This window comes from Vibrio sp. UCD-FRSSP16_30, from assembly GCF_001676025.1.
Lineage (GTDB): Bacteria > Pseudomonadota > Gammaproteobacteria > Enterobacterales > Vibrionaceae > Vibrio.
The window spans coordinates 19,313-42,438 of sequence record NZ_LZFW01000012.1 but is presented as its reverse complement, the minus strand read 5'-3'; the positions used below and the strand labels follow the sequence as shown (position 1 = coordinate 42,438).

General features: G+C 43.0%; 23 protein-coding genes. 18 read left to right on the top strand and 5 right to left on the bottom strand.

Annotation, left to right across the window (positions count from 1 at the left end):
* Positions 1–8: 8 nt before the first annotated feature.
* The 4 genes from A9260_RS07100 to A9260_RS07085 form a co-directional block, all read right to left on the bottom strand.
* Complete coding sequence (locus A9260_RS07100; protein ID WP_231892585.1) at positions 9–1,355, bottom strand: di-heme oxidoreductase family protein; 1,347 nt, start codon at positions 1,353–1,355, stop codon at positions 9–11.
* A 143-nt stretch (positions 1,356–1,498) separates the two neighbouring features.
* Complete coding sequence (locus tag A9260_RS07095; RefSeq protein WP_156684013.1) at positions 1,499–2,755, bottom strand: imelysin family protein; 1,257 nt, start codon at positions 2,753–2,755, stop codon at positions 1,499–1,501.
* Positions 2,756–3,028: 273 nt separating this feature from the next.
* Positions 3,029–3,790 carry a DeoR/GlpR family DNA-binding transcription regulator gene (locus A9260_RS07090; RefSeq protein ID WP_068697538.1) on the bottom strand — a complete coding sequence of 254 codons (762 nt, stop codon included), beginning with the start codon at positions 3,788–3,790 and terminating at the stop codon, positions 3,029–3,031.
* A gap of 2 nt (positions 3,791–3,792) precedes the next feature.
* Positions 3,793–4,521 (bottom strand): glycerophosphoryl diester phosphodiesterase, encoded by a 729-nt coding sequence (locus A9260_RS07085; RefSeq protein ID WP_156684012.1) that lies wholly within the window; start codon positions 4,519–4,521, stop codon positions 3,793–3,795.
* Between the two features lie 250 nt (positions 4,522–4,771).
* Between A9260_RS07085 and ugpB the strand changes: the two genes are divergently transcribed.
* From ugpB to A9260_RS07060, 5 genes are all read left to right on the top strand, one after another.
* Positions 4,772–6,079 (top strand): sn-glycerol-3-phosphate ABC transporter substrate-binding protein UgpB, encoded by a 1,308-nt coding sequence (gene ugpB / locus A9260_RS07080; RefSeq protein ID WP_068697536.1) that lies wholly within the window; start codon positions 4,772–4,774, stop codon positions 6,077–6,079.
* A gap of 83 nt (positions 6,080–6,162) precedes the next feature.
* Complete coding sequence (gene ugpA / locus A9260_RS07075; protein WP_068697534.1) at positions 6,163–7,044, top strand: sn-glycerol-3-phosphate ABC transporter permease UgpA; 882 nt, start codon at positions 6,163–6,165, stop codon at positions 7,042–7,044.
* Positions 7,044–7,892 (top strand): sn-glycerol-3-phosphate ABC transporter permease UgpE, encoded by an 849-nt coding sequence (gene ugpE / locus A9260_RS07070; RefSeq protein ID WP_068697533.1) that lies wholly within the window; start codon positions 7,044–7,046, stop codon positions 7,890–7,892. The genes ugpA and ugpE overlap by 1 nt, the downstream gene beginning before the upstream one ends.
* Positions 7,893–7,895: 3 nt before the next feature.
* A complete protein-coding gene (locus A9260_RS07065) occupies positions 7,896–9,092 on the top strand; it encodes a sn-glycerol-3-phosphate import ATP-binding protein UgpC (RefSeq protein ID WP_082957090.1) in 1,197 nt (398 codons plus the stop codon).
* Positions 9,085–9,915 (top strand): HAD-IIB family hydrolase, encoded by an 831-nt coding sequence (locus A9260_RS07060; protein WP_068697531.1) that lies wholly within the window; start codon positions 9,085–9,087, stop codon positions 9,913–9,915. Before A9260_RS07065 ends, A9260_RS07060 begins: the two co-directional genes overlap by 8 nt.
* A 135-nt stretch (positions 9,916–10,050) precedes the next feature.
* Here A9260_RS07060 and A9260_RS07055 read toward each other — a convergent pair whose 3' ends face one another.
* The gene (locus tag A9260_RS07055; protein ID WP_068697530.1) at positions 10,051–11,118 is read right to left on the bottom strand and encodes a methyltransferase; all 1,068 of its coding nucleotides are present in this window, start codon (positions 11,116–11,118) and stop codon (positions 10,051–10,053) included.
* A 289-nt stretch (positions 11,119–11,407) separates the two neighbouring features.
* On the opposite strand from A9260_RS07055, the gene A9260_RS07050 reads away from it, so the two are divergent.
* From A9260_RS07050 to A9260_RS06990, 13 genes are read left to right on the top strand one after another with little or no spacing between them, the layout of a single operon-like run.
* Positions 11,408–12,139, top strand: a complete 732-nt coding sequence (locus A9260_RS07050; RefSeq protein ID WP_068697582.1) for a beta-ketoacyl synthase chain length factor — start codon at positions 11,408–11,410, stop codon at positions 12,137–12,139.
* On the top strand, positions 12,136–12,900 hold the full coding sequence (locus A9260_RS07045) for a lysophospholipid acyltransferase family protein (protein ID WP_068697529.1): 765 nt from the start codon (positions 12,136–12,138) through the stop codon (positions 12,898–12,900). Before A9260_RS07050 ends, A9260_RS07045 begins: the two co-directional genes overlap by 4 nt.
* A 17-nt stretch (positions 12,901–12,917) precedes the next feature.
* Complete coding sequence (locus A9260_RS07040; protein WP_068697528.1) at positions 12,918–13,178, top strand: phosphopantetheine-binding protein; 261 nt, start codon at positions 12,918–12,920, stop codon at positions 13,176–13,178.
* A 19-nt stretch (positions 13,179–13,197) separates the two neighbouring features.
* Complete coding sequence (locus tag A9260_RS07035; RefSeq protein ID WP_068697527.1) at positions 13,198–13,455, top strand: acyl carrier protein; 258 nt, start codon at positions 13,198–13,200, stop codon at positions 13,453–13,455.
* Entirely contained in the window at positions 13,455–14,015 is a 561-nt protein-coding gene (locus A9260_RS07030; protein WP_068697525.1) for a hypothetical protein, read from the top strand. The genes A9260_RS07035 and A9260_RS07030 overlap by 1 nt, the downstream gene beginning before the upstream one ends.
* Positions 14,016–14,019: 4 nt before the next feature.
* Entirely contained in the window at positions 14,020–15,432 is a 1,413-nt protein-coding gene (locus tag A9260_RS07025) for an AMP-binding protein (protein WP_068697524.1), read from the top strand.
* Between the two features lie 13 nt (positions 15,433–15,445).
* The gene (locus tag A9260_RS07020) at positions 15,446–15,805 is read left to right on the top strand and encodes an ApeI family dehydratase (protein WP_068697580.1); all 360 of its coding nucleotides are present in this window, start codon (positions 15,446–15,448) and stop codon (positions 15,803–15,805) included.
* 1 nt (position 15,806) lies between these two features.
* Complete coding sequence (locus A9260_RS07015) at positions 15,807–17,519, top strand: glycosyltransferase family 2 protein (RefSeq protein WP_068697523.1); 1,713 nt, start codon at positions 15,807–15,809, stop codon at positions 17,517–17,519.
* Entirely contained in the window at positions 17,500–19,053 is a 1,554-nt protein-coding gene (locus A9260_RS07010; RefSeq protein ID WP_068697522.1) for an HAL/PAL/TAL family ammonia-lyase, read from the top strand. Before A9260_RS07015 ends, A9260_RS07010 begins: the two co-directional genes overlap by 20 nt.
* A complete protein-coding gene (locus tag A9260_RS07005) occupies positions 19,053–19,496 on the top strand; it encodes an acyl-CoA thioesterase (protein ID WP_068697521.1) in 444 nt (147 codons plus the stop codon). The genes A9260_RS07010 and A9260_RS07005 overlap by 1 nt, the downstream gene beginning before the upstream one ends.
* A gap of 1 nt (position 19,497) precedes the next feature.
* A complete protein-coding gene (locus A9260_RS07000) occupies positions 19,498–20,127 on the top strand; it encodes an outer membrane lipoprotein carrier protein LolA (RefSeq protein WP_068697520.1) in 630 nt (209 codons plus the stop codon).
* Complete coding sequence (locus A9260_RS06995) at positions 20,093–22,462, top strand: MMPL family transporter (protein WP_068697578.1); 2,370 nt, start codon at positions 20,093–20,095, stop codon at positions 22,460–22,462. The genes A9260_RS07000 and A9260_RS06995 overlap by 35 nt, the downstream gene beginning before the upstream one ends.
* A complete protein-coding gene (locus A9260_RS06990) occupies positions 22,459–23,109 on the top strand; it encodes a DUF3261 domain-containing protein (RefSeq protein WP_373604469.1) in 651 nt (216 codons plus the stop codon). The genes A9260_RS06995 and A9260_RS06990 overlap by 4 nt, the downstream gene beginning before the upstream one ends.
* The last annotated feature ends 17 nt before the right edge of the window (positions 23,110–23,126 follow it).

Below are 23,126 nucleotides of genomic sequence, written 5' to 3'. Positions count from 1 at the left end.
AATTAGCATTACAACGAATTCAAAAATGCCACTAAAGCATCGCGATTTTCTTTGTCTAAATTCAATACATATTGCTGCGCTGATTTGGCTTCCCCGCCGTGCCACAATACCGCTTCTAAAGCATTTCTTGCGCGACCATCATGCAAAAAGTACGTGTGTCCATTAACTTCTTTGGTGTAGCCCAGCCCCCACAAAGGTGCGGTGCGCCATTCTTGTCCATTGGCAATAAATTCAGGTCTATTGTCGGCAAGCCCTTCCCCCATATCATGCAACAGCATATCGGTATATGGACTAATCACTTGCTTTGATAATGCAGGGCGTTCCGAACGCACAGCAGTGGTAACACTTGGCTTATGACAACTATCACAACCGGCGTTAGCAAAGACTTTCTCGCCAAGCTGTACTTGTTTATCTTGTGTATTTCGACGCGTAGGAACCGCAAGGTGCTGCGAATAAAACTCGACAAAATCTAAAATATTATCACTGACTTCAAACTCACCACCGTTAGGTAGTTCGGTACAAAGAGCTTGAGATTGGCTGCAGTTTTCATTAGCAAATAATCGGCTAGTCAGACCAAGATCACCGTTAAATGCAGCTGCATTTTGCTGCATTAACGTTGGTTGCCCCGCTTTCCAACCAAAACGACCGAGCACTGTTTTATTCTCAGCCACACTCCAAACCTGATTGGCTTTGCCCGAGATCCCGTCACCATTGCTGTCGTCAATATCTTGCCATTCAAGAATCGTTTGCTCGGGGATACTTTCCAGTAAACCCAAGCCAATCATTGGCGGAGCAACACGCGCCGACAGCATCGTATTTGGTGCTAAATCGCCATAATTCAAATGACTTAAAGAGAGTATTGGTTTTCTTAAATTCACTACTGTGCCATCAGAGAAAGTCACCGGTACCGTTTGATAACGAATATTAATTTTGCCTTCCGCGTCTTGATCAGGAAGGGCAAAGTCTTGCAGTTGACCGCCGTAGTTCGGCTCAGGTATGACGCCAGATCTAATCAACTGCTGCTTTTGCTGTTGAGTGACGGCAGGAATGCTCATTCGAACAAGCAAAGAGACCGCATGAGTATCGTTGGCCTCTGGTGGATGACCTCGCCCATCTTTTATATGACAGTTTTGACAGCCATTAGTGTTAAATAATGGCCCTAAACCATCGCGAGCATCGGTGGTGGCAGGAGCTTGAACCCAAGGATTTTTAAAAAAGCTATTACCGACACTAAAATCCAATCGTTTTGAAATAGGCAGATTAGCCGCTGGTAGAGAAAAGGCATTTGGCCCTTCTTTTTTGACCGTGGTATCACCGCCAGATTTCACTTCATAAGCGAAAACGGCGTTACTCATCAAAGAGCAAACAACAAAAAATAGAGCGGAAATATTACGAAAAATTGTAAGCATGATAGTCCATTATCATTAATTTATATAACTGACAAAAGAGGCGCTTATCGCCTCTTTAAATCATCAACTTAGAACGTCAATTTTATAAGTTAAAAATGATGATCCGCGGTATCAGGGTTTAGGCTCGTAATGCCTAAAATGTTGGCACTTTTCTCAATGGCTTGAGTTTGTTTCACCAAAGATTGAATCGTATCTTCGACTAGCTGTTGCCCTTGCTTATTATTAGCCGCAATCAATTGGTCAAAGTGTTGATCTTTTTGCGTTGCAGAATCGACTAGCTGACCCACTTGAGCGATAGTCGCATCAAACTGTTGTTGGATTTGCTTCGCTGATTGTTCATCTTTTTGTGCAACAAGATGAGCGATGCTAGGCCCAGTTACCTTGCTGCCATCTGTGCGGGTATAAGTGCCAGTATATACATTGTAAATACCCAGCTCATTGTAGAAATGCGAGTTATGAGTGTTATCTGAAAAACAATCATGCTCATCTTCTGTTGAACCTGCTTCAAGTGCGACCTTCATTCTCTCTCCGGCCAGTTCACCCAAAGATAGCGAACCCATTCCAAACAACATTCTGCGCAAACCGTTATCTGATGGTTCCGCAAGCAAGGTTTGGCGGTAGTTATCTTTTACATCAGCAGACCATTGCTTCTCCATCCACTCAAGGTCGCTCACCAATAGATCGGCCGTCGCTTGTAGATATTCACCGCGACGATCACAGTGACCATTTGTACAGCCTTCACCCACAATATAATCGGTATATTTACGCTCACCCGCACCGCTGTCAGTACCATTGAGATCTTGTCCCCACAACAAGAACTCAATAGCATGATAGCCGGATGCAACATTGGCTTCTGAACCGCCTAGCTCATTCAAACTCGCAATAAGCTCAGGTGTGATTTTGTTGGTATCTAGTGTTGTATTGCCAATCACAAGCTCAGTGTTTGCAACAATATTGGCTGTTGCGCCTTGATTACCCATTTCAAATTGGTATCCAGCGGCAACATAGTCAATTAAGCCTTCATCGAGTGGCCATGCATTTAACTGCCCTTCCCAATCATCAACAACTGGGTTACCAAAACGAAATACTTCTGACTGCTGATAGGGTACTCGTGCATTCAGCCAAGCCTGCTTTAATTGCGCAAAACCCGCTTCTGACGGCGCTGCAACAAAAGCATCGATACTTTTATTTAATGTTTGCGCTGTAGTCAGTGCATCAAAATAAACTGAGTGTGCAATATCAGCATAATGCGATACCACTTGTTGCTCGGTAACTTCTTTAGCTAAAGATTGGCTGCTAAATAGCACCAATGAAGCGACGGCTGAAAAAACAATGTTCTGTCTCATATCTATGTAAATCCCTTTACTTGTATTTAATAATGCCACTGATAATCATTCCTATTCACGTAATGTAAATGATTCTGACATTTAGTTACACTCTTTTTTCAAAAAAAACATATTCGAGTGAGGAAAGTCACAATTGACCATTAAGACAGCATGCAATTGTTATCGAAAAAATAGATAAAGTAAGGACAAACAAGAGGATAAAAAGAAAGAGGTAAAATAAAAAACGGTCGACATATTCGACCGTTATATCAATGACTTATAACAGAATGAAAGTCAGTTCTGACCACTAAATACTTGATCAAACTGACAAAGGTTAGCCACTTTAGCATTCGCTTTTCTATGCCACTTCGTTGGATTAGCCACCAGCCATTTTTGCCGCGATCCTATTAAAATATTTTGGCTAACTTCGGCTTCTTGCAGCTCATGCTCCATTGCACATTCAATTATTGGCTTATGTTGATGCTCGTTACTCAGCAGATCTAACGGATTAGATTCACTGACTTGAGAAACCGCTGCGCAGCCAACAATGCCAATATCAGCACTAAATTTACTAAAAAAGGTACTGACACCCTCACCAGTAATATCACCATCATTGGTTCTTAATTTTCCACCAGCAATCCAAATCTCTATTTGTTCATATTGAGATAAGATATGCGCGGCCTGAAAGTTATTAGTGACGACTCGAAGCTGCGTATGATTAACCAAAAGCTCAGCAATTAACGCAATAGTAGTGCCAATCCCCAGAAATAAGGTACACCCGTCAGGGATCTGCTCAACCACACTTTGCGCAATAGCGCGTTTATCATCTTGATTAGTATGACTTCTCGACACATAACTTCGATTCACTAATGTAGGTGGCAGGCTCACACCGCCATGATGACGCTGTGCTAATCGCAGATTACACAGCTTATTAATATCTCGGCGGATAGTTTGAGTAGTTACGCTAAATAACTCAGAAAGCGCTTCAATTGTGCAATATTCCTGCCTAGAAATAAGATCAATAATTTGCTGTTGTCGCACGCTTAAATTTCGCATAACTAGGCTGTTTGCAGTGCGGTATAAGCTTGCGGAATATCCGTAATCATCATGTCTACTCCCCAAAGCCAGTGCTGTTCGACCAACTCTGGGAAATTAGGCGTATAACAATAAAGTTGATAGTGACCTTTTTTCACTTCTTGAGCGAGATTCTGCGTCAGGAAGCGATAGTCACAGTGCACACTATAAGCATCCAGCGCCTGTAAAACAGACAAAGCGTTACGGGGAATTTTATGCCAAAGCTGACCACGACGAATCTCAGGTAGTCGCGCTTGCATCAATGCCAGTGCACTGGTTTCAAAACTCGAAAATAACAGCTGATTTTCAGCGATACCCGATGCCTCAATTATCTTGGCAACTTGGCTACATAACAACGCAATATCGTCATCAGGGTAGATTTTAAGCTCAATGTTTAAGCTCACATTGGCTTGTTGAATAAACTGTAATGTTTCCAATAATGTGGGTATCGGTTCATTTTGAAATTTATCACCAAACCAAAGCCCTGCATCAAGCACTTTTAGTTGCGATAACGTCATTTCTCTAATCAAACCCCGACCATTTGTGCATCGGTTAACCGTTTCATCATGGATAACAACCGGTACCCCATCACGCGAAAGCTGCACATCAATTTCAATCCAACGACTGCCCTTCTCTACAGCAAGTTTAAATGCAGATAATGTATTTTCTGGGGCTTGGCTTGAAAGGCCACGATGAGCGATTGTTTTACACATAAGAGGCATTTCCGTCATGCTTTAATGATTAAAATTCACATGAATCATGTCAGTCAATTATGACAAATTTATGGCGCATATTTTAAATATGAACATTCAATTAAGTTCATTTATCTGTAATCGAAACGTCATTTATCTCCGCTAACTTTCACTTGAACAGAAACGAATCTGAATACACAACAACGCTGACAGATATTCAGACTCACTTTCATTTTCCATTTTGATTACTCAAGTTTAAAAGGGAACAATTATGTCGATGACACGCTTTACTGGCGCTGTACTAGCAACCGCACTACTGAGTGCACAAGCTCATGCAAAAACGGAAGTTGAATGGTGGCACGCAATGGGTGGCGCTCTTGGTGAGAAAGTGAATGAAATTGCCACTGACTTCAATGCAAGCCAGTCTGAGTATGAGATCAAGCCTGTTTTCAAGGGTAGCTACGCAGAAACAATGACCAGTGCTATTGCCGCTTTCCGCGCCAAAGAGCAACCAGCCATTGTGCAAGTATTTGAAGTCGGCACTGCTACCATGATGGGTGCAGAGCAAGCTATCTACCCTGTTTACCAACTAATGGAAGACACTAAAGAGAAATTCAACTCAAGTGACTACCTTCCGGCGGTAACCGGTTACTACACAACCAATGATGGCAAAATGGTCTCTATGCCATTTAACAGCTCAACCCCAGTGCTGTACTACAACCAAGATATGTTCGCAAAAGCGGGCATCAAAGAAGCACCAAAGACTTGGAAAGAGATGGAAGAAGTTTCTCTTAAACTAATGAAGTCTGGTGCTCAGTGTGGCTTTACTACCACTTGGCAGTCTTGGGTTCAAATCGAAAACTTTGCAGCACGTAACAACATTCCTGTCGCAACCAAACAAAACGGCTTTGGCGGTTTTGACACTGAGTACACCTTTAACTCAGAACCATTTGTAAAGCACATCGACCAAATGGCGAAATGGGCTAAAGATGGCGTATTTAAATATGGCGGTCGTCAATCAGACGGAATGCCTCTTTTCTACACAGGCGAATGTGCAATGACAATGGGCTCTTCAGCGGGTCTTGCAGGCATTCAAGAGAACATGAAAGGCATTGATGTCGGTGTTGCTCAACTTCCTTATGAAGATAGCCTAATTGCTAAGCCACAAAACACCATCATTGGCGGTGCTTCTTTATGGGTTCTTCGTGGACACTCAAGTGAAGAATACAAAGGCGTAGCAGAGTTCTTTACTTACCTGTCTAGTGCACAAGTTCAATCTGAGTGGCACAAAGCGACGGGTTACCTACCAATCACTCAAGATGCCTACGACTTGACTAAGAAAGAAGGCTTCTACCAAGCTAACCCAGGAACTGATACAGCCGTTGTGCAGATGACTGCAACTGCGCCAACGGAAAACTCAAAAGGCATTCGTTTTGGTAACTTCCTGCAAACACGCGACATCATCAATGAAGAGCTAGAAGCAGTTTGGGCTGGTCGTAAGTCAGCAAAAACAGCACTAAACACTGCTGTTGAGCGTGGTGACCAACAACTTCGTCGCTTTGAACGCACGCAAAAATAACAAAATTCGCCATCTGGCATTTGTCTGGCATTTGCAATTAGCTTGCCGCTAACCCTGTCAGATGGCGTTCATTGGAACTATTTATGTCTTCACAAGTTGTATTTAAAAACAAGTGGCTTCCTATTGCCCTTATTGCGCCGCAATTAATTATCACCCTTGTATTCTTTATCTGGCCCGCAGGTCAGGCAGTTTTCCAATCGACTCAACTAGAAGATGCTTTTGGCCTCTCTCGTGAGTTCGTAGGATTGGAAAACTTCTTGAATTTATTTGTCGATAAGCTCTATCTAAGCTCTTTTTTAACCACGATTCAGTTCAGCGTCAGTGTTGCGGTACTTGCGTTAGTTTGTGCTTTAGTTTTAGCGGCATTCGCAGAACAAATCATCCGCGGCGCCACCTTTTATCGTACCTTTTTGATTTGGCCATACGCGGTAGCCCCTGTTGTGGCGGGTTCGCTGTGGTTATTTCTCTTTGATCCAACTATTGGCGCGGCCACTGAGTTACTCAATTTCTTTGGCGTAGACTGGAACCCAACATTAAATGGTACTCACGCAATGTGGATGGTTGTCATTACCTCTACGTGGAAACAAATCAGTTATAACTTTTTGTTTTTTCTAGCCGCATTGCAATCTGTCCCTAAGTCTCTGCATGAAGCGGCAGCTATTGATGGTAGTGGCCCGATTAAACGTTTTTTGACCATTAGCTTCCCGCTGATCTCACCAACCAGTTTCTTCTTATTAGTCGTGAACTTTGTGTATGCCTTCTTTGATACTTTTGCGGTGATCCATGCCATGACCCAAGGTGGGCCGAGCAATAGCACTTCAACTCTGGTTTACAAAGTTTATAACGATGGTTTCATCGGTCTTGATCTTGGCTCATCTGCCGCTCAGTCCGTTGTGTTAATGGTTTTAGTGGCGCTGCTCACTGTGATCCAATTTAAGTATGTAGAAAAGAAGGTCGCTTACTAATGGTAGAAAGACGCCCCCTATTTAAACTGATGTGCCACCTGATATTAATCTTTGGCATTGTCTCTATTGCTCTTCCTGTTTGGATAGCCTTGGTTGCTACCACTCACGAGAATTCTGCGTTTGCCACCGGCACCCCACTTTGGTTTGGCGATCTTGGATTTAGTGTATTTAAAGAATTGCTGTTTGGTGATGCCACTCATAACAATAACGCGTTGCCAATTGCTCATATGTTGATGAACTCCTTCATTATGGCGATGTGCATTACCATCGGTAAATTAACCATCTCCATCTTGTCGGCGTATGCGGTAGTGTTCTTTGACTTCCCAGGTCGAATGCTGGCTTTTTGGATGATATTTTTTACCCTAATGTTGCCGGTTGAAGTACGCATCATGCCAACATTTGAGGTTATCACTAACCTGAATATGTTGAACTCATATTACGGCTTAACCATACCGCTGATTGCCAGCGCAACCGCTACGTTCTTGTTCAGACAGTTCTTTTTAACGGTGCCAAAAGAGCTAGTTGAAGCTGCTCGAATTGATGGCGCAGGCCCAATGAAATTCTTCTTTGATATCTTGCTTCCGTTATCACGAACCAATATCGCCGCTCTATTTGTTATCACCTTTATTTATGGTTGGAATCAGTATCTATGGCCTTTACTGATCACCACTGACACTAGCTACTACACCATCGTTATGGGCATTAAACAGATGCTTGGTGTCGTAGATGGCGTCATCGAATGGAACAAAATTATGGCCACCACCATTATCGCAATGCTGCCCCCTGTCATCGTTGTTATCGGGATGCAAAAAGCATTCGTCAAAGGCCTTGTGGATACGGAGAAATAAATCATGTCTACCCTAACTCTTTCAAATATCGCTAAGTGTTACCCAAACGGGTATCAAGCAATTCAAAAACTTAACTTAACTATCGACGATGGTGAGATGGTGGTTTTAGTCGGGCCAAGTGGCTGTGGCAAATCAACATTACTGCGTATGATTGCCGGCCTAGAAGACATTTCTGATGGCGAACTAAAAATTGATGATCGGGTGGTTAACGATCGTGAACCCGGTGAACGTGATATTGCAATGGTCTTTCAAAACTACGCTCTGTATCCGCACATGTCAGTGTTTGATAACATGGCTTATGGTTTACGCAACCGCAAAACGCCAAAGCAGCAAATCAATAAGCTAGTAACTGAAGCGGCAGAAATGCTGGAACTTAGCGCACTGCTCGATCGTAAGCCGAAACAGCTTTCCGGTGGTCAGCGTCAGCGCGTCGCCATGGGTCGCGCTATTGTTCGCGAACCTAAAGTGTTTTTGTTTGATGAACCACTGTCTAACCTTGACGCAAAACTGCGTGTTCAAATGAGACTGGAGATCAAACGATTACAACGAAACCTCAACACCACTTCGGTTTATGTCACCCATGACCAAGTAGAGGCAATGACACTGGCCGATAAACTGGTTGTTCTCAATAAAGGTAATGTCGAACAAGTGGGCTCTCCCCTTGATATTTACAATGCGCCAGCCTCGTTATTTGTTGCAACCTTCATGGGTTCACCGGCGATGAATATCCTTAATGGAAACGTCAGTGAGCTCGGTATTCACCTTGGTGAAACCATTGTGCCTATTGCTATGCAGGACTTTTCTCATCAGTCGTTCAAAATTGGTTTAAGACCCGAGCATTTGCTACTAGACAAACATAATCCTCGATTTAGCGTGAAAGTAGAATTAGTTGAATCTCTAGGGGCTGATCTGTTGCTGTACTGCAATACCTTAGACTTTAGCGCGCAACGTTTAGTTGTTCGTGTCAATGGTCATGAAAGTATTCAATCTGGTGATGTTCTAGGACTGACTTTTGATAATCAATCTGTGCACCTATTTGATGCTGAAAAAGAGACTCGCATCGAATTCAATTGCATTGCAGAAACTGATATTAAAAGTACTGATGTTGAAAATATTCAGGTTGCAGCTGCAAATATTGATTGTACAAAGATTAAAAAAAACCGTGTTGAACAGAGGGTGCCAGAGGTTGTGAATGCTTAATTCTATCGACTCGCTTAATCCTGACTGTTTACAAAATATTGAATGGTTACTTACCGATGTCGATGACACGCTCACATGGGAAGGCAAACTTCCCTATGTGACGCTACAAGCACTGTATGAGCTTGAACAAGTCGGAGTTAAAGTGGTTGCTGTGACTGGAGCTTGCGCTGGTTGGTGTGACCAAATAGCCAAACTTTGGCCTGTTCACGGCGTAATTGGCGAAAATGGCGCATTTTGGATGCAAAAACACAGTCATGGATTTGAAGTTCACTCTGAATTACCGCTAAAGATATTGCAAAGCCAGCAAGATCAATTAAAGCAGCATTTACAAACGTTACTCGCTCAATATGAAGATATTGGTTTTGCTTCTGATCAAACCTTTCGTTTTTGCGATGTTGCGATTAACTTAAGCCAAGACCGAGTAGCGGTGAGTGATGAAATCGCACAAGAATTAATGCACAAATGCCGAGCGTTGATCGTTGATGGAAAACCGGTTCATGCCACTCTCAGTTCCATCCATCTCAATGTGTGGATTGGCGATCATAACAAGCGCTCCACCGGGGAAGCCTACCTTAGAGCCAACTGTGATTTTGACGCATTACCCCTTGAGCAAGTGAGCTATGTAGGTGATTCGCTTAATGATGAAGCCATGTTTAAGTGGCTACCAACCACATTTGGTGTCAACAACATCAGCAAAGTTCTGGCGCAACTTACCCATAAACCAAGTCACTTACTTGAGCAAAACGGCGGTTTTGGTTTTGCCCAATTAGCGCAGCAGATCGTGGCCGCCAAACAGCAACATTTGAAAGCAGTAAACACCTAACTGCTTGCTTGCTTGCTTGCTTGCTTGGGAAATAGGAAATAAAAAAGAACCCCAATGCCAGAAACTATCTCTAGTTACCTACATTGGGGTTCTTTTTGTATTTATCGCGACTTAATAAGTCGCCAATTAAATCGCTTATCGCGCTTTAATTTTAAGTAACGTATGGCCTAAACCAATGTTATCAATACGCTCTTCAACCACTAAATCCGCGGCTTCAACAATCTCTAAGAAATCATCACTGCGATAGAAACGGCTGTTACCGTTCGCAAGACAGGTGAAGTACAGTGATGTTGCATTTAAGCTATAAGCGGCGGCATCGTATTTTTGCGCATCCCAAAATAGCTCAAGAATGTAAATAGAATCGCCTTCACGCAGTTGCTTCTTCACTTTCTTCAGAATGGTTAATATTTCCATTGGTGAGAAACAATCTAAGAATTGGCTCATCCACCATACGTCAATATTCTCGGGTAGGGTCTGCTCTTTATTAAGCATATTAGCTGGATAAAGATTAATGCGAGATTCAAATCCATTATCGATGGCATTTTGTTTTGCCATTTCTAACTGCTGAGGAAGATCGACAATCGTCACGTTAACATCAGCGTTATAATTACAGCACTGCATTGCCCACTTACCTGTGTTACCACCGATATCAGCAAGAGTTTTTGGCTCAGCGCCAAACACCGTTTCTAGCAATTTAGGGAATGAACGATCTGAATAGAAGTGATCGAAATTGAACCAGCTTTGCTTAGCTTGTTCTGGCAAGCGAGACAAACCTTCATAAATGGTATCCCAGTCGCCTAACTCTTTTAGACCAGCAGGTTTTCCTTCCACGATGGCTTCGGTTAAATGCATCATTGCCGCGTAACAAACATCAGCGGTGAAATCCATATTGGCTTTAGTCATGCCATCATGCAGTAAAAAGAAGCCTAGATTTGCCATCGCATAATTAGGTTTGGTCCATGTGACGATATTTGCGCTAACGGCCATATCAAGAAGTACTTTAACGCCGTATTCTGATACACCAGATTGCTGACTAATCTCATCTGCATTTAGGCCTTTTTCTCCGGCTGAATCTAATACTGCCAAAATACCTAAATCACGCAATGTTCTTGCCGTATGAAATACGATAGGTGCAAAAGATAACTTTTGCGCTTCGGTTTTCGCTTCAAGTGCGGTATATGGATCTTGATTTTTATTTAACACAAATAAACCTTTAATGAGTAATTAGACGCTATTTAGCCGATTCTGTTGTAAAGAAAACTTGATGGATATTAACGTTGAGGTTATTTATCCAACGATTACAATTAGGATGAATACTATCATCTTTTGCTTTTCACTCTAGTACGTTAATGTATATATCTAAGTGAAAATACTTATTGCAAAAATGAACAGATATACTCAAGCAACCGTTTTAAATTTCTATATGATTGCTCGTGTTTAAATCGCATCATAGGATTGATCATATATGGAACCCTCTACAATTCAAGAAACTATGCAGAAATCAAGCGTAAATATCCAATTCAATATTGATGCGTGGAATGCCCATTCAGCGGGTATTTCTACTCCTGAACAATGGCAAGATTGGGCTAAAACTGATCTTTGGCCTGAAGATGCAAAAATAGAAACTTCTTCCATTCCCCCTATGATGCGCCGCCGAATGAGTAATTTGAGCAAGCTTGCGGTTCAAACAACCCTTGAGCTACTGGAAGAGCATGAGGTGGATTACCTGGTATTTAGCAGTCGCCATGGTGAACTTCATCGCAGCGTTAAATTGATTGATGACATTGTTAGAGGCGAAGAAGCCTCACCAATGGCGTTTTCTCAATCTGTACATAATACTGCGGCAGGGCTTGCGACTATTGCGGCTAAAAAGCCCATTCCCGTCACCTCAATAGCGGCATCTCATAATACCTTCCAAAGCGCTTTAATAGAGGCATGGAGTTATTTACAGAGCAACCCTAACCATAAAGTATTAGTTATCGACTTTGATGAGCCCTTACCTGATGCATATACCAAATATGAAAACCAAGTTTACCGCGGATATGGGCTTGGGCTAGTGTTATCATGCGGCGACAAATTTTCGATATCAAAGCAAATGACTAACGACACACAAGAGTTGCCACTGCCTCAAGCATTAACGTTTGTTCGTCATTTTTTATCGGATAGTCTTAACTGGACAATATCGTCGCCTTCACAACAATGGCTATGGCATAAAAAACCATGAAGACATTTGACCAATATTGGCGTGTTTTTGCGACCGGATTTTGTTTTGTGATATTTGGGCTTGGTGGACTGACACTAAGCTTTTTTATTATCCCGTTAATTCATCTGGTTAGCACAAATCAAAAGACAAAAGAATACCGTGTTCAGGGGATGATTCAGCGCTCTTTTCATGGCTTTTGTCAGCTCATGAAGTTTACTGGCGCCATTGATTATAAAATCATCGGTGCAGATATTTTAAAGCAGGACAGCGATTGCCTTATTGTCGCCAACCACCCAAGCTTAATTGATTATGTTCTGATCGCATCTCAACTTAAGCGTTGTGATTGCTTAGTTAAAGCCTCCATTTGGGCAAACCCTTTTATGAAACACGTTGTAAAAGCGGCAGGTTATATTCCAAATGAAACAGCCGATGATCTTCTGCTACGATGCAAGGACCGGTTTGAACAAGGTAATGTGTTACTTGTCTTCCCTGAAGGCACTCGAACAACACCTGGGGTGAGTTCAAAAATACAAAGAGGCGCGGCTCAAATTGCAATACGTACCCAACGAGATTTACGAGTGGTGCATATTTCAGTTTCATCAAGCTTTCTAACAAAAGAGAAAAAATGGTATAACGTACCGTTATCTAAGCCTTTTTTTCTTATTGAAGTGAAAGATAAAGTTGAAGTGTCGCCTTTTATACAACAAGCTAAATCTCCGACAATTGCCGCTCGCCGTTTGCAGCAGCACTTAGCTGAGATATTATTTCCTAATAATCACTAGTCATAAAGTAGGTCCAAGTGGAAAAACTACACAACGAAATTAAACAACTAATCATTGATGCGCTTAATCTTGAAGACTTAACAATTGATGACATTGAAACACAAGCACCACTTTTTGGTGATGGATTAGGTCTAGATTCAATCGATGCTCTAGAATTAGGTTTAGCGATTAAAAAGAAATATAACATCATCATTGATGCTGATGATTCTAGTACTCGTGAGCATTTTGCGTCTGTAAGCAATTTAGCTAACTATATTTCTTCACAAGTCAGCGAATAATTTGTAGGTATAAGCAGTCATGACAAATGTAAGTAATGATCAGGTATTTGAACAAGTTAAAGACGCACTAGTTGAGTTATTTGAGCTTGATGCAGCCGATATTGTTCCAGAAGCTCATTTATATACCGATCTCGATTTAGATAGCATTGATGCTGTTGATCTTGTTGTTCATCTACAAAACGTTACTGGTAAAAAAATCAAACCGGCTGAATTTAGCGCCGTTCGCACCGTTGATGACGTGGTGAATGCAGTCGCTGAGCTTCTTAAGGAAGATTAATGCGCCGATTGCTGACAATTTTGTCTGCGATCGTGCTGCTTGCTTATCCTTTTGCGGTTTATTTTGGCATTGATAAGTTTGGCTTTTCCATCGTGGGGATATTATTGGTCCTCGCGTTGGGCGTTCGCTTACTCAGTGTTCAAAAAACTCAATTAAAAGAGCTCAAATACGTCGCTCAAGTGAGCGCTGTTGTCGGAATAACGTTGGTCTGTTTGGGCGCGCTATTTAAGCAACATAATTGGCTGACTTTTTATCCGGTGGTGGTCAATTTATGTATGTTGATGGTGTTTGCATCAAGCCTGCGACAACCACAAACGATAGTAGAGCGCCTAGCACGGTTACAAGACCCTGAATTACCGCAAAGTGGCGTGGATTATACGCGAAAAGTCACCATCATCTGGTGTCTGTTCTTTATTGGTAATGGGCTATTTGCACTTTACACTTGCTTCCACTCTTTAGAGCTTTGGACGCTGTACAACGGCTTAATCAGTTATATCCTCGCAGGTTGTTTATTTGCCGGTGAGTGGATTGTTCGCCAGTTACTTCTTAAGGATCGTTAAATAAATGAATGTTAAGCAAACTGGCATCGATTCTATTGCTAATCTACTAAACTCAAAGCGTGTAGATAGTTCGCTTGTTTCGTTTGAACAGTCGCTAGGCAACCAACAAAGCAGCATGACTTGGGCTGATTTTCAAAGTGACGTCCGCCACTATGCCAAGCAATTAACTGACAGTAGTGCTACGCGAGTTGCGTTGTGCTTTAGTAATAGCTATCTATTTGCCGTAGGCTTTTTTGCCTCTTGCTACGCTAATAAATCTTTAGTTTTACCGGGCAACTATCAAACGCAGTCACTCAAAGAACTCAGTGTTCATTTTGACCTGTTACTGCACGATAGCGATATTGCTACTAATATTGCCACTATTAGCGATTTAGATTCACTCGAAGTCTCTTCATTGCCTCACAGCAATAGCGCAACCGATTTTTCACCTTTAGATCTTGCACAAGTAAATATCACTCTCTTTACTTCAGGCTCTAGTGGTAAAGCCAAAGCGATAAGCAAAACACTGCAACAACTTGATAGCGAAATAGCTATTTTAGAGCACCTTTGGGGAGCAACGCTTGCCGATTGCCGTATTCAAAGTACCGTTTCTCATATGCATATTTACGGTCTGCTTTTCCGTCTTTTATGGCCTTTATGCGCCGCTCGCCCTTTTGCAACTTACAATCTTGAGTTTCCAGAGCAGGTCATAGCCCATGCCAATCAGCAAACTGCTCTCATTAGTAGCCCTGCCCTGCTAAAACGCTTACACACGCATTTAGTTGAAAAGACCAACAGTACACCTTTTGCTGCGGTGTTCTCATCTGGTGGTCCATTGCCAGAAAAAGCGGCTAAAGACAGCTTTCAGCTGTTTGGTGGATTACCTATTGAAGTCTTCGGCAGTACCGAAACTGGTGGTATCGCCTTTAGACAACAACAGACTCCAACTACGCCTTGGCAGCTTTTCCCCGGTGTAGTAGCCGAGCTTAATGGTGAGAACTGCCTTCGCCTACGCGCGCCTCATATTGCAGGCAAGCAATGGTATCAAACGGCAGATGAGTGCTTGTTGCATGATAAAAGCTCGTTTGATCTCAAAGGTCGCACCGATCGCGTGGTCAAAATTGAAGAAAAACGCGTCTCTCTAGTTGAGGTTGAAAAGCGTCTCGAACAATTAAACTGGATAGAAGAAAGTGCCACTATTGCAATGCAGCAAGGCCACCGTTTAACCATTTGCGCCGTTTTAGTTTTAACGGCAACGGGCATTGAAGAAGTTGAACGATTAGGTAAAGGTAAATTTTGGATTGCTTTGCGCACTCAATTGCGAGACTGGCTAGAGCCGGTGGCAATCCCAAGAAAGTATCGTCTAGTTAGCGAGATCCCTCTCAATAGCCAAGGGAAACGCCAAGTAGATGACATTAAAACACTCTTCCAAGCATAACGACGTGAACGCCATGGATAAAAGAAAACCAACCATAATCAAACTTGATGTCTCAGAGACAGAGGCCACTTTAGCAATGAAAGTGGACGCTGATATCTTGGATTTTCGCGGTCATTTCACTCACTTTCCTTTGTTACCTGGAGTGAGCCAAATTGACTGGGCGCTGTTTTACGCCGTCGAGCATCTTAATACACCGCCTCTATTTAAAGGGATGGAAGTGATTAAGTTTCAAGAGCCTATTTTACCCGATGCTGAAGTGACCTTATCGCTAAGTTGGGATCAAGCTAAGGGCAAACTTGCCTTTAAATACAGCTCGCAAAAAGACGACAATTTGGTTATTCATTCCTCTGGCAAAATGAAGTTAGGGGTATAACTTGCAACCGTATCAACCTTGCTTTTTGATCCCTTGCTATAACCATGGTAGTACCATGGCAAGCGTTGTTGAATCACTCAAACCTTTTTCTCTACCTTGTATTGTGGTTGATGACGGAAGCAACCTAGACACTAAGCAAGCATTACAAAAGCTCGCCCAAGACCAGACCATTACTCTGGAAACACTGGCGCACAACTCCGGCAAGGGTGGCGCTGTTATGGCAGGGATTCGCAAGGCTAATGAGCTTGGCTATAGCCACGTCATTCAAATTGATGCCGACGGCCAACATGATATTGAAGCCTTACCCAATTTACTGGCTCGCTCTCAGACCAACCCTAGCCATCTGATTTCAGGTCAGCCCGTTTATGATGCTAGCGTGCCAAAATCTCGCTTATATGGCCGATACGCCACCCATATTTGGGTTTGGATTGAGACCTTATCTTTATCGATTAAAGACAGTATGTGCGGATTTCGTGCCTACCCTGTTGCTAAAACCGTCTCAGTACTCGACAAGTATGCGATTGGTACGCGCATGGATTTTGATATCGAGATCTTGGTGCGTATGTACTGGGAAGGTGTGGATATTGATTTTGTTGATACCCGTGTTATATACCCTGAAGGAGGCATCTCTCACTTTGACGCCCTATGGGATAACGTGAAAATCAGCTGGATGCATACCAAACTATTTTTTGGCATGTTGCCAAGAATCCCAAAACTACTGGCCAGAAAATGGCACAAAAAGCCTGCTAGCGAAAAGGCTCACTGGTCTAAAAGACAAGAACAAGGCACGATTTTAGGTATTAAGCTGATGTTGGCTATTTATAGCCTGCTCGGACGCAAGGTGTTTAACCTCATTCTCAAGATAGTCATGCGTTATTACTACCTGACAGGAAAAGACGCCAAGCTTGCTTCTCAGCTTTATTTAACTCAGTTACAGACCTACGCAGATCAACATAATATCGCTCTGCCTCAGCCCTTAGATAGCTACCATCATTTGCTTTCTTTTGGCCACACTATGCTCGATAAACTGGCGGCGTGGAAAGGCGATTTTAATACCGATAACTTAACCATTCATGGTCAACAGCACTTTGCCAAATTAGCTGAAGAAGGCCGTGGCGTACTGTTAATCGGATCTCATTTGGGCAATATCGAATTGTGCCGCGCTTTAGCACGCAAATATGCTCATGTGAAAATTAATGCTCTGGTGTTTACCCAACATGCCGAGCGATTTAATACAGTAATGAAAGCGGTCAACTCGAACTCCGATTTAAACCTCATTCAAGTGAATACCATGGGGCCAGACACCGCTATTTTATTACAGCAAAAAATTGAAGCGGGTGAATGGGTCGTCATCGTTGGTGACCGAACCTCCACCAGCAAAGAAACTCGCTCAATTTGGGCTGATTTTCTGGGGAAACCCGCACCATTTCCACAAGGTCCTTTTTTACTGGCCTCTGTTCTTAAAGCTCCGGTTTACCTGCTTTTTGGATTAAGAGACGATTCTAAAAAAGAGCCTCATTTTGATGTTTACTTCGAACCGTTTAGTGATTGCATTACTTTACCTCGAAAAGAGCGTCAACAAGCCTTACAAAAGGTGGTACAAGATTATGCCAAGCGCCTGCAGCACTACACTTTGCAAGCCCCTTTGCAGTGGTATAATTTTTTTAATTTTTGGACATTAAGTGATCAGAAAGATGACAGTAAAAAACAATAACACCATTACCTTTGGCGCACAGGCGCTGACTATCGAAGACGTTGTTAACATTGCCCAAGGCGCTGATGCTAACCTCAATAACTCAGCAGAATACACGGCAAAAATTGACCGTGGCGTTGCCTTTTTAGAGCGACTTCTGCGAGAAGAAGGCATTATTTATGGCGTCACTACCGGTTATGGTGACTCTTGTACTGTTGCTATTCCACCGCACTTAATTGATGACCTACCTTTAAACCTAACTCGTTTTCACGGTTGTGGACTTGGCGCAGATTTAACTCATGAGCAATCAAGAGCGGTATTAGCGACTCGCCTTTGTTCACTGGCGCAAGGCGTATCAGGTGTCACACCTGAGCTGCTTCAACAAATCATTACTCTAATTAATCACGACATCGCACCGCGTATCCCTCAAGAAGGATCTGTTGGCGCAAGTGGTGATTTAACGCCACTGTCATACCTTGCAGCAGCCCTTATTGGCGAACGTGAAGTGCTATACAAAGGCGAAATTCAGCCAACAGAAAAAGTATTTGCAGAGCTTGGTATTACGCCTATCAAACTTAAGCCTAAAGAAGGCTTAGCACTGATGAACGGTACAGCGGTAATGACTGCACTGGCTTGTCTTGCTTATAAGCGCGCTGAATATCTAGCTCAGCTTTGCGCTAAAATTACCGCACTAGTTTCTGTCGGCATGAACGGTAATCAATTCCACTTTGATGAAGCGTTGTTTGCCGTTAAACCTCACCCAGGTCAGCAAAAAATTGCCGCATGGATACGTGAAGATCTTAACGCCGAGCTTCCACCTCGTAACAGTGATCGTTTGCAAGATCGTTACTCTTTACGTTGCGCTCCGCACGTTATTGGTACGGTTCAAGATTCTCTACCGTGGTTGCGTTCACTGATTGAAAACGAGCTTAACAGCGCCAATGATAACCCAATCATCGATGGTGATAACGAGCGCGTACTGCACGGTGGTCACTTCTATGGCGGTCATATCGCTATGGCGATGGATACACTAAAAACAGGCGTAGCTAACCTTGCCGATCTCCTTGATCGCCAAATGGCGCAGTTAATGGATTACAAATTTAACAACGGCCTACCGTTTAACCTAACCGGCGCGGAAGGTGAACGTAAACCGATTAATCACGGCTTTAAAGCGGTACAAATTGGTATTTCAGCATGGACTGCAGAAGCACTTAAAAACACCATGCCCGCTAGCGTATTCTCTCGCTCAACAGAATGTCATAACCAAGACAAAGTGAGCATGGGCACAATCTCAGCAAGAGACTGTATACGTGTTCTAGAATTAACAGAACAAGTCGCTTCTGCGGCATTACTGGCCAGTGTTCAAGCACTTGAAATCCGTCGTCGTCACAATCAATTGGATGATGAACATTTAAGTGACAATCTTAAAGCGATTCGTGATGCGGTTCTTGAAGAGTTTGAATTTGTTGTAGAAGATCGCCCTCTTGAGCAAGATCTTCGCCATTTCATGGCTCGTATCCAGCAGCGCCATTGGGCTCTGTACTCGGAGGATTAATGGAGCAAGAAATTCGATTTCCGCTCGAATCTGAGGTGACATTAGTCACCTCATTTCAAGATGCTGACCCAATGGGCGTTATTTACCACGGTAACTACTTCCGCTTTTTTGAGGAAGCACGTCGGATATTGATGGAAAAGATTGGCTACAGCTATATGGCAATGAGCCAATCTGGCTATATGTGGCCGATCATTGATACTCGGGTTAAATACGTTAAGGCGATTCCCTTTAGTCATGAAATTCGAGTCACCGCAAAGCTCACTGAGTGGGAAAATCGATTGCGCGTCGATTACGTGATTTATGATGCGAGCACTGGGCAAAGAATGTCTAAGGGTTACACCATGCAAGTGGCGGTCTCAATTAAAGAGCAAGAAATGAGCTTTGTTTCGCCTAAAGTGTTTACCGATAAAGTGGATCATTGGCATCAACATGGGAGCCTATAACATGAAAAAGTGGTTAGCATTTACCCTTATCATCGCAGCTCAATATGCTTGGGTTAACAGTGCTTGGGCCAAGGTAACCGATCTTACTTCATTGCAAACGCAACTTTCACAACACTCGATTGTACGCGGCGACTTTACTCAACTGCGCAAAATTGAAATGTTTGCACAACCTCTGAGCTCAAAAGGGCAATTTGTGCTGAGCAAAGAGCATGGATTACTCTGGCAACAAACCACCCCTTTTACTGTCAATTTAGTGTTGACCAAAGATAAACTGCGCCAAACATTCTCAGGCCAGCAGCCACAAGTCATCACGGCTAAAGAAAACCCGATGGCATTCTATTTTAGCCATGTTTTTCTAGCGGTATTTCATGGGGATACTGAAGCATTAAAAGAGCAGTTTGCTATGGACTTTGCTGCCAAAAATGAACACTGGACTTTGACGCTGACACCGAAAAAAGCGCCATTAAATGCAGTCTTTAAATCAATTGTTTTAGCCGGTAACCAAGATATTGATAGCTTAACCTTGCAAGAGATCCGTGGAGATAAAACCGAGATTCTGTTCTCCAATCAAACCCATCAACCTGAGACACTCAATGATGCTGAAACAGCACAATTCAGCTTCAAGCCATAGTCGCGTAGTGCCACTAGGATCAACCACTAAAAAAATCGCTTGGGCATGGCTGGCGCTAGTATTGCTATTTTTAGGCATGCTTGCCAAACAGTGGAGTGATTCAAGCCACTCTCCTATAGAAACCAATATTCTTAAGCTGTTGCCGGTTAATCAACAAAATCCAGTTGCCGAACAAGCCTTTGAGTCCCTCTCAAGTAGCTTAAGTAATAAAGTGGTTTTTGTCGTGACCGCCAATGATGACAAGCAAACATTTGCCGCGGCGAGTCATTTACAAAGCTCTCTTACTGATACCACTTTATTTAAAGAAGTGGTTGGTAAAGTCGATCCACAAAAGCAGCAACAGTGGGCGTCTTACTACTTTAATAACCGCTTTCAGCAGTTAAGTTCGCAGCAGCGTGAGCGCCTTAAAAATGAACCTCAAGCGCAAGTGCAATATGTGGTTCAGTCACTCTACAATCCTTTTTCTGGTGTCACAGGCAATGAACTTAGCAATGACCCGTTTTTACTATTTCGAGATTATCTTGCCCAGTTAACCCAAGCAAACTCAGCATTCACCTTAGATAACGGGTTTCTAACTAAAGAACTGCAAGGCAAAAAATACATATTGGTCACTGCGACCCTAAAAGATTCACCTTATAGCTTAAATGCTCAGCGTGGGGTCAGTCAGATACGCGCGATTGAACAAACGCTAACCCAGCAGTATCAAGCGCAAACCTTGCATACTGGGGTCCTGTTTTACGCAGAATTTGGCACTCAAAGCGCAAAATCAGAAATCAGCACCATTGGCTTATTTTCTTTACTTGGCGTCATTGTATTAGTCATTGGGGTATTTCGTAGCGCCGCGCCTTTGTCGTTAGCCATTTTGTCGATCAGCGTGGGCTTGTTATCCGCTCTAGCACTGACTACGTTAATATTTGGCCGCATTCATTTATTTAGTTTAGTGTTTGGCGCAAGCCTAATTGGCGTATCCATTGATTACGCATTTCATTACTTAACTGAGCGCCTTGCCGCAGGTGAAAACTGGGATAGCCACAAAGGTTTGAAGCATATTTTTGCCGCAATCACGATGGGACTTGCCACCAGCTTAATTGGCTATTTAGGTATGCTGATTGCCCCTTTCCCCGGCTTGCAACAACTGGCACTGTTTTCATCCATTGGCCTGATTGCCGCCTACGCAACAGTGGTGGCTTGGTATCCTATTTTGGCGACTAAGCCGACCGCTAATCGACCTTTACCGGGTCAAAAGATTTGGCAATACTGGCTGACCTTATGGTCAAAACGTTGGGTTAAAATTTCTCTACCTGCTATTTGTTTAGTCGCAGCATTAATACCGCTTACTGGCTTACACTACAATGATGACATCAGGCAGCTGCAAGCTATGCCTGATAATCTAAAACAGCAAGAGCAGTTTATTGCTAAGCTCACGGGATTGCAGTCGTCTCAACAAATGTTAGTGGTGACAGCGGCAAATAATGAAGCGTTATTGCAACGCCTTGAGTCACTAGAATTAGAATTGGATACTTGGCAAAACCAAGGGGCGATTAGCGGTCATCAATCCCTATCGCAATACATCAGTTCAACGACGCGTCAACATGACAGTTATCAGCTCATCAGTCAGCTTTATCAAACTCAAGGGCCAGCATTACAGCGCGCTCTTACCCTGACTAATGCGCCTAAACTGTCGCAAGATTTTGCTCCGACTACGCTCAAGGATTATCTGGCTTCTTCGGTCTCTGATCCCACGCAATTTTTATATGTGGGTGCCGTTGGGCAGCAAGTGGCTAGTGTCGTGGTATTGCAAAACCTGACGGATGATGAGCAGATAAAAGCCTACGCTCACTCTCATTCAGATATTAGCTACCTTGATAAAGCGCAAGAAATCTCAGCCCTGTTTGCCAAATATAGAGTAAAAGTACTTGAGTTATTATTGGCAGCTCTTGCAGTTATTACTCTGATATTGGTAAAACGCTATGGCTTTAAGCACTCAATGAAAATTTTACTACCGTCACTGATTGCCTGCCTTGCAGGACTTGGCGCAGCAGCGGCAACGGGCGCATCATTGAACCTATTTAATCTCTTAGCACTGATACTGATTATTGGTATTGGCATTGACTACACGCTGTTTTTTGCCGAAAAATCGCGCAGTCAAAGTACCTTACTGGCCATCACATTATCCGCACTGACCACTTTGCTCTCTTTTGGTTTGCTGTCTTTAAGCCAAACTCATGCAATCCATAGCTTTGGTATTACCGTTTTATGCGGCATTTTTGTGGCTTGGCTGCTCTCTCCTCTCGCCATCAGCGCAAAGAACTATAATGCAAAGGATAAGCAATGAAATTAGTCATTAACTTAATCATGAGCTTGATGAGCCGTTTTAATCGATACCGCAAAGTATTCAGCGTTTTAGTATTTAGTGCTTTGCTAGGCGCTTGTAGCTCTACGCCGCAGCATCACACTCCAGCGGTGAATATCACCGCGAAAAATACAGTGCACTTACCTACTCCACAGTCTTTGGGCTACGCTCTTAACGCCAGTCAGCTTATTGAAGCAACATGGCATAATGGAAAATCCGATCAAACCCAGCAACTGCCGGTGCAACTGCAAGTCACTCAAGACAAGCTCGTATTGGCAGGGTTTTCCTCGTGGGGTACTCGCATTCTTTCGGTGGAATATCAGGGCGATCAGATCACAACGGATGTATTAACAGGTTTAGATGGCGTACTGCCCAAACCACAGCAGGTATTATTCAACCTGATGATTACTTTGTGGCCTGCATCGGCTTGGGAAGACCCATTAAATGGGGTAAAGTGGAAAATAGTTGAGAAGGATAATTCCAGAAGTATCTACGACGATCAAGGGACTGAAATTATCCATATCCAGTACAGTGATAAAGATAGACTCAATGGAAAAATCGTTTTTCATCAATTAGTTGATGACTATACTATTACCATTACTACGCTTCAATTTGAGAAAAATAACTAACATCCTAATTGGCACGC

What these genes read in the sequence shown, in the direction of transcription:
- A9260_RS07100 (WP_231892585.1), bottom strand. Translation starts at nt 1,355, where the DNA reads ATGAGTAACGCCGTTTTCGCTTATGAAGTGAAATCTGGCGGTGATACC.
- A9260_RS07095 (WP_156684013.1), bottom strand. Translation starts at nt 2,755, where the DNA reads ATGAGACAGAACATTGTTTTTTCAGCCGTCGCTTCATTGGTGCTATTT.
- A9260_RS07090 (WP_068697538.1), bottom strand. Translation starts at nt 3,790, where the DNA reads ATGCGAAATTTAAGCGTGCGACAACAGCAAATTATTGATCTTATTTCT.
- A9260_RS07085 (WP_156684012.1), bottom strand. Translation starts at nt 4,521, where the DNA reads ATGTGTAAAACAATCGCTCATCGTGGCCTTTCAAGCCAAGCCCCAGAA.
- ugpB (WP_068697536.1), top strand. Translation starts at nt 4,772, where the DNA reads ATGTCGATGACACGCTTTACTGGCGCTGTACTAGCAACCGCACTACTG.
- ugpA (WP_068697534.1), top strand. Translation starts at nt 6,163, where the DNA reads ATGTCTTCACAAGTTGTATTTAAAAACAAGTGGCTTCCTATTGCCCTT.
- ugpE (WP_068697533.1), top strand. Translation starts at nt 7,044, where the DNA reads ATGGTAGAAAGACGCCCCCTATTTAAACTGATGTGCCACCTGATATTA.
- A9260_RS07065 (WP_082957090.1), top strand. Translation starts at nt 7,896, where the DNA reads ATGTCTACCCTAACTCTTTCAAATATCGCTAAGTGTTACCCAAACGGG.
- A9260_RS07060 (WP_068697531.1), top strand. Translation starts at nt 9,085, where the DNA reads ATGCTTAATTCTATCGACTCGCTTAATCCTGACTGTTTACAAAATATT.
- A9260_RS07050 (WP_068697582.1), top strand. Translation starts at nt 11,408, where the DNA reads ATGCAGAAATCAAGCGTAAATATCCAATTCAATATTGATGCGTGGAAT.
- A9260_RS07045 (WP_068697529.1), top strand. Translation starts at nt 12,136, where the DNA reads ATGAAGACATTTGACCAATATTGGCGTGTTTTTGCGACCGGATTTTGT.
- A9260_RS07035 (WP_068697527.1), top strand. Translation starts at nt 13,198, where the DNA reads ATGACAAATGTAAGTAATGATCAGGTATTTGAACAAGTTAAAGACGCA.
- A9260_RS07030 (WP_068697525.1), top strand. Translation starts at nt 13,455, where the DNA reads ATGCGCCGATTGCTGACAATTTTGTCTGCGATCGTGCTGCTTGCTTAT.
- A9260_RS07025 (WP_068697524.1), top strand. Translation starts at nt 14,020, where the DNA reads ATGAATGTTAAGCAAACTGGCATCGATTCTATTGCTAATCTACTAAAC.
- A9260_RS07020 (WP_068697580.1), top strand. Translation starts at nt 15,446, where the DNA reads ATGGATAAAAGAAAACCAACCATAATCAAACTTGATGTCTCAGAGACA.
- A9260_RS07010 (WP_068697522.1), top strand. Translation starts at nt 17,500, where the DNA reads ATGACAGTAAAAAACAATAACACCATTACCTTTGGCGCACAGGCGCTG.
- A9260_RS07005 (WP_068697521.1), top strand. Translation starts at nt 19,053, where the DNA reads ATGGAGCAAGAAATTCGATTTCCGCTCGAATCTGAGGTGACATTAGTC.
- A9260_RS07000 (WP_068697520.1), top strand. Translation starts at nt 19,498, where the DNA reads ATGAAAAAGTGGTTAGCATTTACCCTTATCATCGCAGCTCAATATGCT.
- A9260_RS06995 (WP_068697578.1), top strand. Translation starts at nt 20,093, where the DNA reads ATGCTGAAACAGCACAATTCAGCTTCAAGCCATAGTCGCGTAGTGCCA.
- A9260_RS06990 (WP_373604469.1), top strand. Translation starts at nt 22,459, where the DNA reads ATGAAATTAGTCATTAACTTAATCATGAGCTTGATGAGCCGTTTTAAT.